Here is a 14,761-nt window from a genome sequence, read left to right on the forward strand (position 1 = left end):
AGCAGTGAAACGATGCATCGCCGATGGTAGTGTGGGGTTTCCCCATGTGAGAGTAGGTCATCGTCAAGATTAAATTCCAGAACCCCTGTTTGCTTACGCAGACAGGGGTTTTGTTTGTCTGCGGGAAAATATTCTCAGACTGGTACGGAGTTCCCGCTAGGTTGGCGCCAGCCTGAATCGTCCTTAAATCTGTCGACACTTGATGCCCGGTTTTGGGCCGAAAGCAGCCCCTTTCTTTCCAAACAGGTCTACCATGCCAGCCCGGGAGTGGTCCACGCGCTACCGTCCATTTTTCATAAAGGTACCGCAATGACCATCGACCAAATTTCCCTTCCCAAAGGCGTAGGCCCTCACGCCTCCAAGCTTCTCGACGCCATCACCGGCGCCTCGACCCACGAAGAACTCAACCGCGCCGGCGGCAAAGCCGAAGGTTTTGTCCTGGGGCTCGAGTCCACCAAGGCGATCAAAAGCCAAATCGCCGAGTCGTTGTATGTGGCTTACGACGACGCGGCGAGCAATCGCGCGAGTGAGTTGAAAGGCTAATCGTCAGTCGCCGAGGTCTTCGGACAGGTCGAGCAGCAAGGCACGGTGGACGCGTTACAGCGTAAGACTTAATAACCATCCCGCCGCGCCGCTTCCGGCAACCACCAGCCACGGTGGCAGCTTCCATACCATCAGCGCCACCAGGCCGATCAGGGCCAGGCCGAAATCCCGTGCGCTAAAGATCGCACTGGTCCACACCGGCTGGTACAGCGCCGCCAGCAACAGGCCAACTACTGCGGCGTTCACGCCCGCGAGGGCGGCCTGGGTGCGCGGGCTGTGCCGCAGGCTTTCCCAGAAGGGCAGCGCGCCCATCACCAGCAAAAACGACGGGGCGAAGATCGCCAGCAGGCAGAGCGTACCGCCGAGCCAGCCGTTCGGGGGCTGGGTCATCGAGGCGCCGAGGAAGGCGGCGAAAGTGAACAGCGGGCCGGGCATGGCTTGGGCGGCGCCGTAGCCAGCGAGGAATACGTCGTTGCTCACCCACCCGGTGGGTACGACTTCGGCCTGCAGCAGCGGCAGCACCACGTGGCCGCCGCCGAATACCAGCGAGCCGCTGCGGTAGACGGCGTCGGTCATCGCCAGGCTCTGGCTGGGGATCAATTGGGCCAGGAGCGGCAGGCCGGCCAGCACCAGCACAAACAGCGATAACCACATCGCCCCTGCACGGCGGCTGAGCGTCACGGGCAACGTATCGTGCGCAGCGGGCGGCGTGGGCTTGAACAGCAGCAGGCCAGCCACCGCCGCCGCGCCGATCACTGCCACCTGGCCCCACGCCGAGGTTTGCAGCAGGGCCGCGCAGGCGGCGAGCAGCATCAAGGTGATGCGCGCTGCGTCGGTACACAGGTTGCGCGCCATACCCCATACCGCTTGGGCGACCACGGCGACGGCCACTACCTTAAGGCCATGCAGCGCGCCGGTAGGAAGGACTGTGCTGTGTTGGGCAATGCCCAAGGCGAACAGGATCAGCACAATGGCGGACGGCAGCGTAAACCCCAACCACGCCGCTAGCGCCCCACCGTAGCCGGCCCGCGACAGGCCCAGCGCGATGCCCACCTGGCTGCTGGCCGGGCCGGGCAGGAATTGGCACAGTGCGACCAAATCCCCATAGCTGCGCTCGCTCAGCCAGCGGCGCCGAGTGACAAATTCGTCGCGAAAGTAACCCAGGTGCGCGATGGGGCCGCCGAAGGAGGTGAGCCCCAGGCGCAGAAAAATCAGAAACACCGACCAGGCGCTGGCGGGGTGATCCGTGGGGGAGTGGGCCAAGGTGGGTGTCTCGGTGAGGGCAATAGGGGAACGGAGTGTCGAGGCACCTTAGCGAATTTTGATGACGTGAAGAAGGGGCCGTTACGTGAAAGCGTAACCTGCATTGTTGTACTGTTTGCTGCCCAGGACAGGTGCCCATTACAAAGGATTGAACATGACATTGACCGTCGAAACCTTTCTCAAGCTGGCCATGGCCAACCCCATCAACGCCGAGATCACCGCGCGCCTGCCCGCTCTTGGTTTGAGCCAGTGCATGCTGACGGCGGGCTGTCTGTTCCAGGCCGTTTGGAATCATCAGTCGAATCTGCCTGCTGATCAGGGGGTGAAGGACTACGACGTTTTTTACTTCGATCCGGACCTTTCCTGGGAGGCTGAAGACGCGGTCATTCGGGCAGCGCAGCGGCTGTTCGAGGATTTGGACGTTGAAATTGAGGTAAAGAATCAGGCGCGCGTTCACCTGTGGTATGGCCAGCGGTTTGGCAGGCCGTATCCGCAGTTGCGCTCGGCTCGCGACGGGATTGATCGTTACCTGGTGGCCGGGACGTGCATCGGGCTGGATGTGGCGACGGGCGAGGTGTATGCGCCGTTTGGTTTGACTGATATGGAGCAGGGCTTTCTCAGGATCAACCCCATCAATCCGCAGCCGGGGTTGTTTGAGCACAAGGCGCGCAGCTATCAGGCGCGGTGGCCTTGGCTCAGGATTGTCGAGAGTTAGCGATGCGAGCGCGCTGGTTCGGCAGGTGATGCGCGGTGATCCCTTCGCCGCCTCGCCGGGCTCGACAGCGCCGACATTTGAACGGCGTTGTTTTTAACAGCGCAACCGCAGAATCTGCGCCCCATCGAACGGGTCCGTCAGATAGTGCGCCTGCACCCCGAACGTGTCCTGCAGCCGCTGCGGTGTCAGCACTTCCAGTGGCTTGCCCAGCGCCACCAAGCGCCCGCGCTCCAGCACGGCCAGGCGATCACAGGTCAGCGCCTGGTTGAGGTCGTGCAAGGCGATCAAGGTCGTGACGGGCAACGCCTGCACCCCCTTCAAAATCGCCAGTTGATGCTGGATATCCAGGTGATTGGTCGGTTCATCCAACAACAGAATCTGCGGCCGTTGCGCCAGGGCGCGGGCGATGTGTACGCGTTGGCGTTCACCGCCGGAGAGGCTGCGCCAGGCGCGGTTGCTCAAGTGGGTGGCGTCCACGTCGTGCAGTGCCTGGCGCACGATGCGCTCGTCTGCCTCGGACCACGGGCTCAGCGCAGACAGCCACGGTGTGCGGCCCAAGGCGACAGCGTCGAACACGCGAATGGCATCGTCGGTGTCGGCCTGTTGTTCCACCACGGCCAGACGTTGTGCGATGGTGCGGCGGGACAGTTCGCTCAGACGCTCGCCACCGAGGCGCACTTCGCCATGGGCAGGAGTACGCAAACCGGCCAACAGTTTGAGCAAGGTGGATTTACCGGAGCCGTTCGGTCCGACAATCCCGAGGGTTTCGCCTGACGCCACCTCCAGGTGGATATCCCGCAGCAACTCGGCGTCGCGCACCTTGAAGCCCAACCCGCTGCAGCTCAACACTGGCGCACTCATCGAGCGTTTCTCCGGCCGATCAGAATCAGCGCAAACACCGGCGCGCCGACCAGTGCCGTGACCACGCCGACCGGAATCACCTGGCCCTTGATCAAGGTGCGCGACAGCACATCCGCCGCGATCAGAAATAGCGCGCCGCCCAACGCGCTGGCCGGCAGCAGGCGCGAGTGCCCGGTGCCGAGCAGCAGACGCACCGCATGGGGGATCACCAGCCCGACAAACCCGATAGAGCCGACAATCGACACCATCACCGCCGTGACCAATGCGGCGCAGCCCACCAGCACAAACTGCACGCGGCGCACCGGGATGCCGAGGGAGGCCGCCGAGTCGCTGCCGAAGGTGAACGCATCCAGCGCACGGCGATGCCACAGGCACACCGCCAACCCGGCGACCGCCACCGGCACCGCCAGCCACACCGACGGCCAACGCACACCGCTGAGGTTGCCCAGCAGCCAGAACAAAATGCCGCGCGCCTGTTCGGAGCTGGCCGACTTGGTGATCAGGAACGCAGTCAGCGCGTTGAACAGTTGCGAGCCAGCGATGCCCGCGAGGATGATCTGCCCGGTGCCGCTGGACGAACCGCTGGCCCGTGCGAGCAATACCACCAGCGCAAACGCCGCCATCGCCCCGGCAAATGCGCCGACGGATAGCGAAATCAAACCACCGCCGACGCCCATCAGCACCACCAGGACTGCGCCGGTCGAAGCACCGGCGCTGATGCCCAGCAGGTAAGGATCGGCCAAGGGGTTGCGCAACAACGACTGCAAAATCACCCCGCAGGTGGCCAGCCCCGCCCCGCACGCAGCGGCGACCAGGGTGCGGGTCAGGCGGTAGTTCCACACCACGCCTTCATCGATCGGGTCCAGCACGTAGCCGGCCGCCCACAGCTTGTTGGCCAGCACTTGGAGCACCACGTGTGGCGTGATGGCGGTTTCGCCGATGGCCACGCCGGCGAGCACGGCGATCAGCAGCAACGCCAGGGCAAGCACGGTTCGTATCAGGCTGGCGCTCATTTCGGCAGGTCGTAGCCGTCGATGGCCGTGGCCAGTTGTTCAAGGCCCTCGAAGGTGCGCACGCTGGCCTGCAGGGCCATGGCGTCGAGGATGATGATGCGGTTGTGTTTAACCGCGTCCATGTTGCGCGTCACCGGGTCGCTGCGCAGGAAGGCCAGCTTCTGTTCATGATCGTCAGCCGGGTAGCGGCGGCGGTCCATACGCGCGATCACCAGCACGGTGGGGTTGGCCTTGGCGATGGTTTCCCAGCCGACGGCGGGCCATTCCTCATCGGACTGCACCACGTTGCGCAGGCCGAGGGTTTGCAGCATGAACTCAGGGACGCCCTTGTGGCCGGCCACGTAGGGATCGCTGGCCATCTCGGCGCTGGAGAACCACACCAACGCGCTGGCCTGCTTGAGCCCCTTGCTGTGCACCGTGGCGACGGACTTGGCCAGGCGTGTCTTGAGTTCATCGTTGAGTTGCTGGCCGCGATCTTGTACGTCGAAAATCTCGGCCAGTTGGCGGATGCTCTTGTAGATCGTGTCGACACGGAATGGCTCCAGCCGCGTGCCGTCGGCGCCCACCCGGTTGTCCTTGCCTTCGCAGTCGGAGGGCAACAGGTAGGTGGCGATCTTCAACTCATGAAACTGCTCGCGGGTGCCCACCACGCCTTGCGGGCCGACCACCCATTCCAGCTCGGCCGCTACCAGTTGCGGGCGTTTGGCGATCACCGACTCGAAACTCGGTTCGTTATTGGCCAGGCGTTCGATGTTGTCGTTCAGCGCCTTGAATGGCGGCAACACGTTGTTGAACCACAGCGACGTGCCGACTACTTTATCGCCCACGCCAAGGGCATAGAGCATTTCGGTGGCAGCCTGGCCGATGGTCACGCTGCGGGCGGGCGCTTGCGCGAAGGTCAGGGTGCTGCCGCAGTTCTCCACCGTCAGCGGGTACTGAGTGGGGTTGGCTTGGGCCAGGGCACACAAGCCCAGCCCGGTGAGCAGGGCGATAACGCGTGGCAGCATGGGGCAATCTCCTTGAAGCCGTACCTGGAGCTGGGGATGTACGGTTCGGAAATACGCCCTCGACCGCTGCGGTTGAGGCAGGCAAGGATGTCCTTCCCGGACACCCCGCCGGTTAGTGATTTTGCTGGGCCGGCAGGTCTCCTGACTGATGCGTCGTCGCCACGCTCCGGCCTTCCCGGACGTGGTCCAGTGGCAGTGGGGGAGCAGGCTCGGCATCTACAGTTGCGGGGGCAGTTCCGATTGGCGCGATGTACCGCGCTTCGGATTCCCTATTAGTCCCGTTTGGGAACCGGCGCGGTATGGTAGTCGATCACGGCGAGGCGATATAGCCTTAGGTCGCCCGGTCAGAGACGAATATCTTCAGGGCCCTGGATCAGCGCTTCAATTCGCGTCCCCGTGGCGCGCTCTTCGTTGCTGAAACCGTCGTAGTCGGCCAGGTTGCCGAAGCGAATACCGGTCAATCGCTCTATCTGAATCACGCTGCGTTGGTAGGTTCTGAGCTGGCCGAACATGAGGTCGAGCTGACCCAGTTCACGGCTTTGGTCGATCATGTAGGCGCTGGCGGAGGGCTCGCCGTCGTCGCTGAGGTAGGCGACCACTTTCCAGAATGCCTTGGGGATTTTAACGCCCCGGTAAACACGGTCGTCGTCAGCCAGCACCGGGCCGGTAAACACCGTGGCCCGGGCTTTCCAGCGTTGAGTGTTATCGAGAATGTAGTCCTCGAGCTCCAGCCAGGTCTTCTGGTTGAACCCGCTCATCTGCGGTGAGCAGTTGGTGAAGTGGAAGGTGTCGGCATTGGCCGTGTTGGCGGCGTCGCCCCAGTTGGGGTCTTGTCGGCGTACCAGGTGACCGCGGTCCAGGCCATTGTTGGTGTAGAGCGCGTCGCCCACCTGTGCGCTGATGGGCAGGCGACCGTCGTAGGCCCAGGCGTCGTTGCTGCGGATGATATCCACATGCTGTCCGCCATCGATATTGGCGCCCACGTAGAGCGCCAGTCGCCTCGAGCGGGACATGGTCACTGAGAAATGCGTGTAGTCCAGGCGCAGCGGTTGTACGTCAGCCGCCAGGGCCTCATCCACCGTGGGCCATGGCACCACGAAGCGGTCGAGAAACGCTTCAGCGTAGCCGCCCCGGTCCTGCAGGTCCTTGGCTGCGGTGACGCGCACAGTCGCCGCCCTGGCCTCCATGAGGCTGGGGCTGGCCGCGATCAACGGGCGCAGATCGGCGAGCCGGGGGCGGCGCGAAAGGTCGATTTTGGCGGTGCGTGGGGGCATCGTAAGTTCCTCGCAGTCCTTGGATAAACGCTACTGCAGCATAGCTTCATGACAATTTGGGCCAAGCCGTCGCAGCATGACTATCCTTGAACGGTTACCCGGACGTTCACCACCCGCCAAAATGGAGCCAGCCAATGTGTGTTCGCCAGCATCGCAATCCGATTTTCTGCCTGATCCCGCCGTACATGCTCGACCAGATCGCCCGCAATGGCGATAAAGCGCAACGCGACGTCGCGTTACGGACACGCGCCAAAGACAGCACGTTCCGTTCGTTGCGCATGGTTGCCGTGCCCTCCAAAGGGGCCGCCCATATGGCCCTGGCTATGGGCGCCGACAAACGGCGTTCGATCTACAGCGCCGAGGGCGCCGATAGCCTGCCGGGCAAGCTGATCCGTGGCGAAGGGCAACCTGCCAGTGGTGATGTCGCGGTGGACGAGGCCTATGACGGGTTGGGCGCCACGTTCGATTTTTTTGATCAGGTCTTCGACCGCAATTCCATTGACGACGCCGGTATGGCACTGGACGCGACGGTTCATTTTGGCCAGAGCTACAACAATGCGTTCTGGAATTCGAGCCAGATGGTGTTTGGTGATGGCGATCAGCAGCTATTCAACCGGTTCACGATCGCCCTTGATGTCATTGGCCATGAGTTGGCCCACGGTGTGACCGAGGATGAGGCCAAGTTGATGTATTTCAATCAATCCGGTGCGTTGAACGAGTCGCTGTCTGACGTGTTCGGTTCACTCATCAAGCAGTACGCGCTGCAGCAAAAGGCGCAAGATGCGGATTGGTTGATCGGCAAAGGGTTGTTTACCAAGCAAATCAAAGGCACTGCTTTGCGCTCGATGAAAGCGCCAGGCACCGCGTTTGATGACAAGCTGCTGGGCAAGGACCCTCAGCCTTGGCATATGGACGATTTCGTGCAGACCTATGAGGACAACGGCGGGGTGCATATCAATTCCGGCATTCCCAACCATGCGTTCTATCAGGTGGCCACGAAGATCGGCGGGTTTGCCTGGGAGCGCGCCGGGCGTATCTGGTATGACGCGCTGCGCGACTCGCGGTTGCGGCCGAACGCGGGGTTTCTGCGTTTCGCGCGCATCACCTACGACATCGCCGGCCGGCTGTACGGTGCTGACAAGGCTGAGCAGAAGGCGGTGAAGGAAGGCTGGAAAGCCGTGGGCATTAACGTCTGATAACCCGCCTGGGCGGTGAGGAGCAGCCATGCAAATTTCGATCAAGGAAATCGGTGGTCCGGCGTTTTTTCCGGGCCTGGCCCGACCGAACACCGTGGAACTGGAGAAGCTGCCCGAGCCGGACCAGCAAGAGTTGCGGCAACTGATCGAGGCTTCGCACTTCTTTCAGTTACCGCAAAGCACCGCGCCGGAACCCGGTAATCCAGGCCAGGTGCATTACACCTTGACCGTGACGGAAGGTGAGCGCGAGCACACAGTCTGTGTGCTCGCACCGGTGAAGTCACAGGCGCTGGACGGGCTGGTGCAGTGCCTGCGGCGGCATATTCGCTGTTGAGCCTGTTGCGCAGCCCAGTGGGGTCACACTCCCTTGCCACAGGGGTTGCTTTGGCTTACTTACGATCCAGCCATACCGTCTGCGCATTGCAGAATTCCCGCACGCCAAAGTGCGACAACTCGCGCCCAAAGCCGCTTTTCTTCACGCCGCCAAACGCCACCCGAGGGTCGGACACGCTGAAGGCGTTGACGAAGATCCCGCCGGTTTCGAGTTGGTTGGCGATATCGCGCGCTTTCGCCGAATCGCGGGTGAAGATGCTCGCGGTCAGGCCAAACTCGCTGTCGTTGGCCAGGGCCACGGCGTGGTCAGCGTCGCGGGCGCTGATGATGGAGGCGACGGGGCCGAACAGCTCCTGTTTGAACGAGGTCATCTGGTCGGTGACATCGGCCAGTACGGTCGGCGCGTAGTAGTTGCCGGCGCCGGGCACTTTGTTACCGCCCAGCAGCAGGGTCGCGCCTTCTGCCAGGGTGGCCTGGACCTGGCCGTGCAGTTCGTCGCGCAGGTCGAAGCGGGCCATCGGGCCGAGGTAGGTGCTGGTCGAGGTCGGGTCGCCCATCACCAGTTGGCGGCAGGCTTCGACGAACTTGGCGGTGAACGCGTCCACCACGCCGGCTTCGATGATCAGACGCTTGGCGGCAGCGCAGACTTGACCGCTGTTCTGGAAACGGCCGATCACGGCAGCCTGGACGGCGGCGTCGAGGTCGGCGTCGTTGAGCACGATGAACGGGTCGCAGCCGCCCAGTTCGAGCACGCATTTCTTCAGCGCGGCACCGGCCTGGGAGCCGATAGCCATGCCGGCGCGCACGCTGCCGGTGAGAGTGACGGCGGCGATGCGTGGGTCGGCGATGGCTTTGGACACACCGTCCTGGGTCACGTTGAGCACTTCGAACAGGCCTTGCGCAAAGCCGGCTTTGTGGAACGCCGCTTTCATCAGGTAGGCGCTGCCCATCACGTTCGGCGCGTGTTTGAGTACGTAGGTGTTGCCGGCGAGCAGCGTCGGCACGGCGCCGCGCAGGACTTGCCACACCGGGAAGTTCCATGGCATCACGGCGAGGATTGGCCCCAGCGGGCGGTATTCGATATGCGCGGTGCCGTTGTCCACCAGCGTCGGTTCCGGGGCGAGCATGGCGGGGCCGTGGGCGGCGTACCACTCGCTGAGTTGCACGCATTTCTCGATTTCGGCGCGGGCCTGAGCGATGGGTTTGCCCATTTCCAGGGTGATCATCTGCGCCATCTCCTCGGCTTGATCACGCAGGGCTCCGGCCAGTGCCAGCAAACGCTCTGCGCGCTGGCTGACCGGCTGACGGCGCCAGGTGCGGAAGGCAGCGGTGGCACGGTCGAGGGCGGCGTCCAGTTGGGCCTCGCTTTCATACGGGTAACTGCCGAGCGTTTCGCCGGTGGCAGGGTTGATCGAGAGGGCGTGGGTCTGGTGAGTGATAGTGTGCATGGCACCGTCCTGCTGAAAGTTTGGATTGGAATCAGCGTAAGGGGCTATGTCTTTTCTGGAAAGTGAATAATATTAAGCAATATGTTCACGATTGGAGAATGATTTGGACCTGGTGCAGCTGGAAATCTTCAAGGCCGTTGCCGAGCAAGGCAGCATCAGCGCCGCCGCGCAGTTGATTCATCGGGTGCCGTCCAACCTGACCACGCGCATCAAGCAACTGGAGCAGGATCTCGGCGTGGAGCTGTTTATCCGCGAGAAGAGCCGCCTGCGCTTGTCGCCGGCCGGGTGGAACTTCCTCGGCTATGCGCGGCGCATTCTCGACTTGGTGCAGGAAGCCCGCGCGACGGTGGCGGGGGAGGAGCCCCAGGGCGCGTTTGCCCTGGGTTCGCTGGAAAGCACCGCAGCGGTGCGCATTCCTGCGTTACTGGCGGCGTATAACCAGAAGCACACCAAGGTCGAGTTGGACCTGAGTACCGGGCCATCCGGCACGATGATCGAAGGCGTGCTGTCAGGGCGCCTGGCGGCAGCGTTTGTCGATGGGCCGGTGTTGCATGCCACCCTGGAGGGCGTGGCGGTGTTCGAGGAGGAGATGGTGGTGATTGCACCGTTGCACCACGCGCCGATCACCCGCGGGCAGGATGTGAACGGGGAAAGCATCTATACCTTTCGCTCCAACTGTTCGTACCGGCACCACTTCGAGCGCTGGTTCTCACAGGACGGCGCGGTGCCGGGGCGGATTTTTGAGATGGAGTCTTACCACGGCATGCTTGCCTGCGTCAGCGCTGGGGCCGGCCTGGCGCTGATGCCGCGCAGCATGCTGGAAAGCATGCCGGGGTTTACCACGGTGAGTGTGTGGCCGCTGACGGACAGTTTCCGCCTGTTGCACACCTGGCTGATCTGGCGCCGGGGCACGGTGTCGCAGAGCCTTAACAGTTTTGTGCGGTTGCTGGAGGAACGCGCCCTGGAAACCCCATAAAACCAATGTGGGAGGGGGCTTGCCCCCGAAAGCGGTGGGTCAGCCAATACACCCATCACTGATACACCGCCTTCGCAGGCAAGCCCCCTCCCTCCTTTCGATCTTCATCAGCCGCCGAATTGCAGGGTACCCATCGCCAATTTGGCCATGATGGCTGTCGCACCCAATTGCACCAGCCACAGGGCCAGGCCACCGAGGAATACGCCGAGGGCTACTTGCAATACCAGGCTTTTCTGGCGCTTGGCTTGAGGCGCACGCGGGGTGAAGTGGTCCAGTTCATCGCGGTCGGCATGCAGGTCCAGGTCGTCGTTTCTCATAGGGGTCTCATAGCAAAGGGGCAGTCGGGGGTCAGTCTAGGGGAGCAGGGCGTTTTCTGACAGGCATTAAAAAGGGAAGCCGTAGCTTCCCTTCGTACAGCGCCGCCAGGGTTATAGAACCTGAACAATCGCCTTTGTTACCGCACCGATGTTCGCCTGGTTCAACGCCGCCACACAGATACGCCCGGTATCCAGCGCATAGATCCCAAACTCGGTGCGCAGGCGGGTGACTTGCTCAACGGTCAGGCCGGAGTAGGAGAACATCCCACGCTGGCGACCGACAAAGCTGAAGTCGTGGCCCGGCGCAGCCTTGGCCAGTTCGGCGACCATCTGCTCGCGCATGCCACGGATGCGCAGGCGCATTTCGGCCAGCTCGGCTTCCCACTTGGCGCGCAGCTCTGGGTTGTTCAGCACCGCAGCCACGATCGCCGCGCCGTGGGTCGGCGGGTTCGAGTAGTTGGTGCGGATCACACGCTTGACCTGGGACAGGATGCGCGCACTTTCTTCCTTGGATTCGCTGACGATCGACAGCGCGCCGACGCGTTCGCCGTACAGGGAGAACGACTTGGAGAACGAGCTCGATACAAAGAACGTCAGGCCCGATTCCGCGAACAGGCGCACCGCCGCAGCGTCTTCGTGAATGCCATCGCCAAAACCCTGGTAGGCCATGTCGAGGAACGGCACCAGGTTTTTCGCCTTGACCACGTCCAGCACTTGTTGCCAGTCGGCAGGGCTCAGGTCGACGCCGGTCGGGTTGTGGCAGCAGGCGTGCAATACCACGATGGACTGTGGCGGCAGGGCGTTGAGGTCTTCGAGCAGACCGGCACGGTTCACGTCGTGGGTGGCGGCGTCGTAGTAGCGGTAGGTCTGCACCGGGAAGCCGGCTTTTTCGAACAGCGCCTGGTGGTTTTCCCAGCTCGGGTCGCTGATGGCAACCACGGCATTGGGCAGCAGTTGCTTGAGGAAGTCAGCGCCGATCTTCAGTGCGCCGGTGCCGCCGACCGCTTGTGCGGTGATCACGCGGCCTGCGCTCAGCAGGGGCGAGTCAGCGCCGAACAGCAGCTTTTGCACGGCCTGGTCGTAGGCCACGATGCCGTCGATCGGCAGGTAGCCCCGGGCGGCGTGTTGCGCCACGCGAATGGCTTCCGCTTCGGCAACGGCACGCAAGAGCGGAATCTTCCCCTCTTCGTTGCAGTAAACGCCCACGCCAAGGTTGACCTTGGTGGTTCGTGTATCGGCGTTGAATGCTTCGTTGAGGCCCAGGATTGGATCGCGTGGTGCCATTTCGACAGCGGAGAACAGGCTCATTTTTGCGGCAGCTCTTTGGGGGAAAGGAGGGACGTGTCGCGCTCCAGCCGAATGCACTAGAGCGGTGCACAAACGGGGAGCTAGTATAGAGGCCATCACGGTCAAGGGCGACAACCGAAACGGCTTTTCGGCCAACTTTTTCGGTTTATTTGCCGACCGTTAGTCTTGATCCAGCCTTGAGCGTAGACGGCAGGTCGGACGATTGCCTTGAAACCCGACACATTAGCCACCACTTCTACAGCTATCATGGTTTTTTCCTGCAACCTGCGATGAGAATTCGCGGGTCGCTGAGTTTTTTTCGTCCTTGGTGGAGTGCAGCCGGGGGTGACTTGAAAGAGGTACGTTATGTCGGATTTCCAGCTCGTCACCCGCTTTGAACCCGCCGGCGATCAACCCGAAGCGATTCGCCAGATGGTCGAAGGCATCGAAGCCGGCTTGTCGCACCAGACGCTGCTCGGGGTGACCGGTTCGGGCAAGACATTCAGCATCGCCAACGTGATCGCGCAGATCAACCGCCCGACCCTGGTACTGGCACCGAACAAGACCCTGGCCGCGCAGTTGTATGGCGAGTTCAAGGCGTTCTTCCCGAACAACGCGGTGGAGTACTTCGTTTCCTACTACGACTACTACCAGCCCGAAGCCTATGTGCCGTCCTCCGATACCTTTATCGAGAAGGACGCATCGATCAACGACCACATCGAGCAGATGCGTCTGTCGGCGACCAAGGCGCTGCTGGAACGCAAGGACGCGATCATCGTCACCACGGTGTCGTGCATCTATGGCCTGGGCAGCCCGGAAACCTATCTGAAGATGGTGCTGCACGTTGACCGTGGTGACAAACTCGACCAGCGCGAACTGCTGCGTCGGCTGACGAGCCTGCAATACACCCGCAACGACATGGACTTCGCCCGCGCCACCTTCCGCGTGCGCGGCGATGTGATCGACATCTACCCGGCGGAGTCCGATCTGGAAGCGATCCGCATCGAGCTGTTCGACGATGAAGTCGAGAGCCTGTCGGCCTTCGACCCGTTGACCGGCGAAGTGATCCGCAAACTGCCGCGCTTCACCTTCTACCCCAAAAGTCACTACGTCACGCCGCGCGAAACCCTGATGGGCGCCGTCGAGGGCATCAAGGTCGAACTGGCCGAGCGCCTGGAGTACCTGCGCGCCAACAACAAGCTGGTGGAAGCCCAGCGCCTGGAGCAACGCACCCGCTTCGACCTGGAGATGATCCTGGAGCTGGGCTACTGCAACGGCATCGAAAACTACTCACGCTACCTCTCGGGTCGTGAATCCGGTGCGCCGCCGCCGACGCTCTACGACTACTTGCCGGACGACGCGCTGCTGGTGATCGACGAATCCCACGTCAGCGTGCCGCAAGTCGGCGCGATGTATAAGGGCGACCGTTCGCGCAAGGAAACCCTGGTGGAATACGGCTTCCGCCTGCCGTCGGCGCTGGACAACCGGCCGATGCGCTTCGACGAATGGGAACGCATCAGCCCGCAGACCATCTTCGTCTCGGCGACGCCCGGCAATTACGAGGCTGAGCATGCGGGGCGCGTGATCGAGCAACTGGTACGCCCGACCGGCCTGGTCGATCCGCAAATCGAAATCCGCCCGGCGTTGACCCAGGTCGACGACCTGCTCTCGGAAATCGGCAAGCGCGTGGCCCTGGAAGAGCGGGTACTGGTCACCACGCTGACCAAGCGCATGTCCGAAGATTTGACCGACTACCTGGCCGACCACGGCGTGCGCGTGCGCTACCTGCACTCGGACATCGACACCGTGGAGCGCGTGGAAATCATCCGCGACCTGCGCCTGGGTACTTTTGATGTACTGGTGGGGATCAACCTGCTGCGCGAAGGCCTGGACATGCCGGAAGTCTCGCTGGTGGCGATCCTCGATGCGGACAAGGAGGGCTTCCTGCGCTCCGAACGTTCGCTGATCCAGACCATCGGCCGTGCAGCGCGTAACCTCAATGGCCGGGCAATTCTCTACGCCGATCGCATCACCGGCTCCATGGAGCGGGCGATTGGCGAGACCGATCGCCGTCGCGACAAACAGATCGCCTTCAACCTGGCAAACGGCATTACGCCCAAGGGCGTGTTCAAGGACGTCGCCGACATCATGGAAGGCGCCACCGTGCCTGGCTCGCGCAGCAAGAAGCGCAAAGGCATGGCCAAGGCCGCCGAGGAAAGTGCCAAGTACGAAAACGAACTGCGCTCGCCGAGCGAGATCACCAAGCGTATCCGGCAGTTGGAAGAGAAAATGTACCAGTTGGCGCGGGATCTGGAATTCGAAGCGGCGGCGCAGACGCGGGATGAGATTGGTAAGTTGCGTGAGCGCTTGCTGGCGGTCTGATTGGTAGTGGCTGTACTGGCCTCATCGGGGGCAAGCCCCCTCCCACATTTGACTGCATTTCAACGTTGGAACCCGGTCAAATGTGGGAGGGAGCTTGCTCCCGATAGGCGCGACACGGTCTCAATGACTCTCCCCAGCCTTAAGCC

Annotated in this window: 14 protein-coding genes and 1 riboswitch; of the genes, 6 read left to right on the forward strand and 8 right to left on the reverse strand. The window is 62.5% G+C overall.

Annotated features, from left to right (window positions below; translation table 11 throughout):
* The first annotated feature begins 309 nt into the window (after nt 1–309).
* A complete protein-coding gene (locus ACP7CJ_RS19745) occupies nt 310–543 on the forward strand; it encodes a hypothetical protein (RefSeq protein ID WP_017847731.1) in 234 nt (77 codons plus the stop codon).
* Between the two features lie 54 nt (nt 544–597).
* Here the strand turns inward: ACP7CJ_RS19745 and chrA are convergent, their stop codons facing one another.
* Nucleotides 598–1,806, reverse strand: a complete 1,209-nt coding sequence (gene chrA / locus ACP7CJ_RS19750; protein ID WP_426101216.1) for a chromate efflux transporter — start codon at nt 1,804–1,806, stop codon at nt 598–600.
* 154 nt (nt 1,807–1,960) lie between these two features.
* Here chrA and ACP7CJ_RS19755 point away from each other — a divergent pair, with 154 nt between their 5' ends.
* The gene (locus ACP7CJ_RS19755) at nt 1,961–2,521 is read left to right on the forward strand and encodes a nucleotidyltransferase family protein (RefSeq protein WP_426101218.1); all 561 of its coding nucleotides are present in this window, start codon (nt 1,961–1,963) and stop codon (nt 2,519–2,521) included.
* 93 nt (nt 2,522–2,614) lie between these two features.
* Here the strand turns inward: ACP7CJ_RS19755 and ACP7CJ_RS19760 are convergent, their stop codons facing one another.
* The 4 genes from ACP7CJ_RS19760 to ACP7CJ_RS19775 form a co-directional block, all read right to left on the reverse strand.
* Nucleotides 2,615–3,382 carry an ABC transporter ATP-binding protein gene (locus ACP7CJ_RS19760; RefSeq protein WP_426101220.1) on the reverse strand — a complete coding sequence of 256 codons (768 nt, stop codon included), beginning with the start codon at nt 3,380–3,382 and terminating at the stop codon, nt 2,615–2,617.
* Nucleotides 3,379–4,383: a FecCD family ABC transporter permease gene (locus ACP7CJ_RS19765; RefSeq protein WP_426101389.1), complete on the reverse strand. Its 1,005-nt coding sequence runs from the start codon at nt 4,381–4,383 to the stop codon at nt 3,379–3,381. The genes ACP7CJ_RS19760 and ACP7CJ_RS19765 overlap by 4 nt, the downstream gene beginning before the upstream one ends.
* Nucleotides 4,384–4,391: 8 nt before the next feature.
* Nucleotides 4,392–5,402: an ABC transporter substrate-binding protein gene (locus ACP7CJ_RS19770; protein ID WP_426101222.1), complete on the reverse strand. Its 1,011-nt coding sequence runs from the start codon at nt 5,400–5,402 to the stop codon at nt 4,392–4,394.
* Nucleotides 5,403–5,516: 114 nt separating this feature from the next.
* A riboswitch (cobalamin riboswitch) is annotated at nt 5,517–5,711 on the reverse strand.
* 35 nt (nt 5,712–5,746) lie between these two features.
* Entirely contained in the window at nt 5,747–6,676 is a 930-nt protein-coding gene (locus ACP7CJ_RS19775) for a DNA/RNA non-specific endonuclease (RefSeq protein ID WP_426101224.1), read from the reverse strand.
* Nucleotides 6,677–6,810: 134 nt separating this feature from the next.
* Here ACP7CJ_RS19775 and ACP7CJ_RS19780 point away from each other — a divergent pair, with 134 nt between their 5' ends.
* A complete protein-coding gene (locus ACP7CJ_RS19780; RefSeq protein WP_426101226.1) occupies nt 6,811–7,872 on the forward strand; it encodes a M4 family metallopeptidase in 1,062 nt (353 codons plus the stop codon).
* A 28-nt stretch (nt 7,873–7,900) separates the two neighbouring features.
* Nucleotides 7,901–8,206 carry a protealysin inhibitor emfourin gene (locus ACP7CJ_RS19785; RefSeq protein ID WP_276194084.1) on the forward strand — a complete coding sequence of 102 codons (306 nt, stop codon included), beginning with the start codon at nt 7,901–7,903 and terminating at the stop codon, nt 8,204–8,206.
* Nucleotides 8,207–8,261: 55 nt separating this feature from the next.
* Here ACP7CJ_RS19785 and ACP7CJ_RS19790 read toward each other — a convergent pair whose 3' ends face one another.
* Nucleotides 8,262–9,653 carry an aldehyde dehydrogenase family protein gene (locus ACP7CJ_RS19790; RefSeq protein ID WP_426101228.1) on the reverse strand — a complete coding sequence of 464 codons (1,392 nt, stop codon included), beginning with the start codon at nt 9,651–9,653 and terminating at the stop codon, nt 8,262–8,264.
* A 103-nt stretch (nt 9,654–9,756) separates the two neighbouring features.
* Between ACP7CJ_RS19790 and ptrR the strand changes: the two genes are divergently transcribed.
* Complete coding sequence (ptrR, locus tag ACP7CJ_RS19795; protein WP_276194082.1) at nt 9,757–10,629, forward strand: putrescine utilization regulator PtrR; 873 nt, start codon at nt 9,757–9,759, stop codon at nt 10,627–10,629.
* Nucleotides 10,630–10,736: 107 nt separating this feature from the next.
* Here the strand turns inward: ptrR and ACP7CJ_RS19800 are convergent, their stop codons facing one another.
* Both ACP7CJ_RS19800 and ACP7CJ_RS19805 read right to left on the reverse strand, forming a co-directional pair.
* On the reverse strand, nt 10,737–10,946 hold the full coding sequence (locus tag ACP7CJ_RS19800) for a hypothetical protein (RefSeq protein WP_276194081.1): 210 nt from the start codon (nt 10,944–10,946) through the stop codon (nt 10,737–10,739).
* 111 nt (nt 10,947–11,057) lie between these two features.
* A complete protein-coding gene (locus ACP7CJ_RS19805; protein ID WP_276194080.1) occupies nt 11,058–12,254 on the reverse strand; it encodes an amino acid aminotransferase in 1,197 nt (398 codons plus the stop codon).
* Between the two features lie 345 nt (nt 12,255–12,599).
* Between ACP7CJ_RS19805 and uvrB the strand changes: the two genes are divergently transcribed.
* Nucleotides 12,600–14,615 (forward strand): excinuclease ABC subunit UvrB, encoded by a 2,016-nt coding sequence (gene uvrB, locus ACP7CJ_RS19810; RefSeq protein WP_247403098.1) that lies wholly within the window; start codon nt 12,600–12,602, stop codon nt 14,613–14,615.
* The last annotated feature ends 146 nt before the right edge of the window (nt 14,616–14,761 follow it).

The organism is Pseudomonas sp. PSPC3-2 (assembly GCF_049897085.1).
Classification (GTDB): Bacteria; Pseudomonadota; Gammaproteobacteria; order Pseudomonadales; family Pseudomonadaceae; genus Aquipseudomonas; species Aquipseudomonas paraveronii.

Excerpts from the sequence above, each read along its gene's own strand:
- ACP7CJ_RS19805 (WP_276194080.1), bottom strand. The coding sequence starts at position 12,254 with ATGAGCCTGTTCTCCGCTGTCGAAATGGCACCACGCGATCCAATCCTG.
- ACP7CJ_RS19770 (WP_426101222.1), bottom strand. The coding sequence starts at position 5,402 with ATGCTGCCACGCGTTATCGCCCTGCTCACCGGGCTGGGCTTGTGTGCC.
- ACP7CJ_RS19775 (WP_426101224.1), bottom strand. The coding sequence starts at position 6,676 with ATGCCCCCACGCACCGCCAAAATCGACCTTTCGCGCCGCCCCCGGCTC.
- ACP7CJ_RS19785 (WP_276194084.1), top strand. The coding sequence starts at position 7,901 with ATGCAAATTTCGATCAAGGAAATCGGTGGTCCGGCGTTTTTTCCGGGC.
- uvrB (WP_247403098.1), top strand. The coding sequence starts at position 12,600 with ATGTCGGATTTCCAGCTCGTCACCCGCTTTGAACCCGCCGGCGATCAA.
- ACP7CJ_RS19755 (WP_426101218.1), top strand. The coding sequence starts at position 1,961 with ATGACATTGACCGTCGAAACCTTTCTCAAGCTGGCCATGGCCAACCCC.
- ACP7CJ_RS19790 (WP_426101228.1), bottom strand. The coding sequence starts at position 9,653 with ATGCACACTATCACTCACCAGACCCACGCCCTCTCGATCAACCCTGCC.
- ACP7CJ_RS19780 (WP_426101226.1), top strand. The coding sequence starts at position 6,811 with ATGTGTGTTCGCCAGCATCGCAATCCGATTTTCTGCCTGATCCCGCCG.
- ACP7CJ_RS19760 (WP_426101220.1), bottom strand. The coding sequence starts at position 3,382 with ATGAGTGCGCCAGTGTTGAGCTGCAGCGGGTTGGGCTTCAAGGTGCGC.
- ACP7CJ_RS19745 (WP_017847731.1), top strand. The coding sequence starts at position 310 with ATGACCATCGACCAAATTTCCCTTCCCAAAGGCGTAGGCCCTCACGCC.
- ACP7CJ_RS19800 (WP_276194081.1), bottom strand. The coding sequence starts at position 10,946 with ATGAGAAACGACGACCTGGACCTGCATGCCGACCGCGATGAACTGGAC.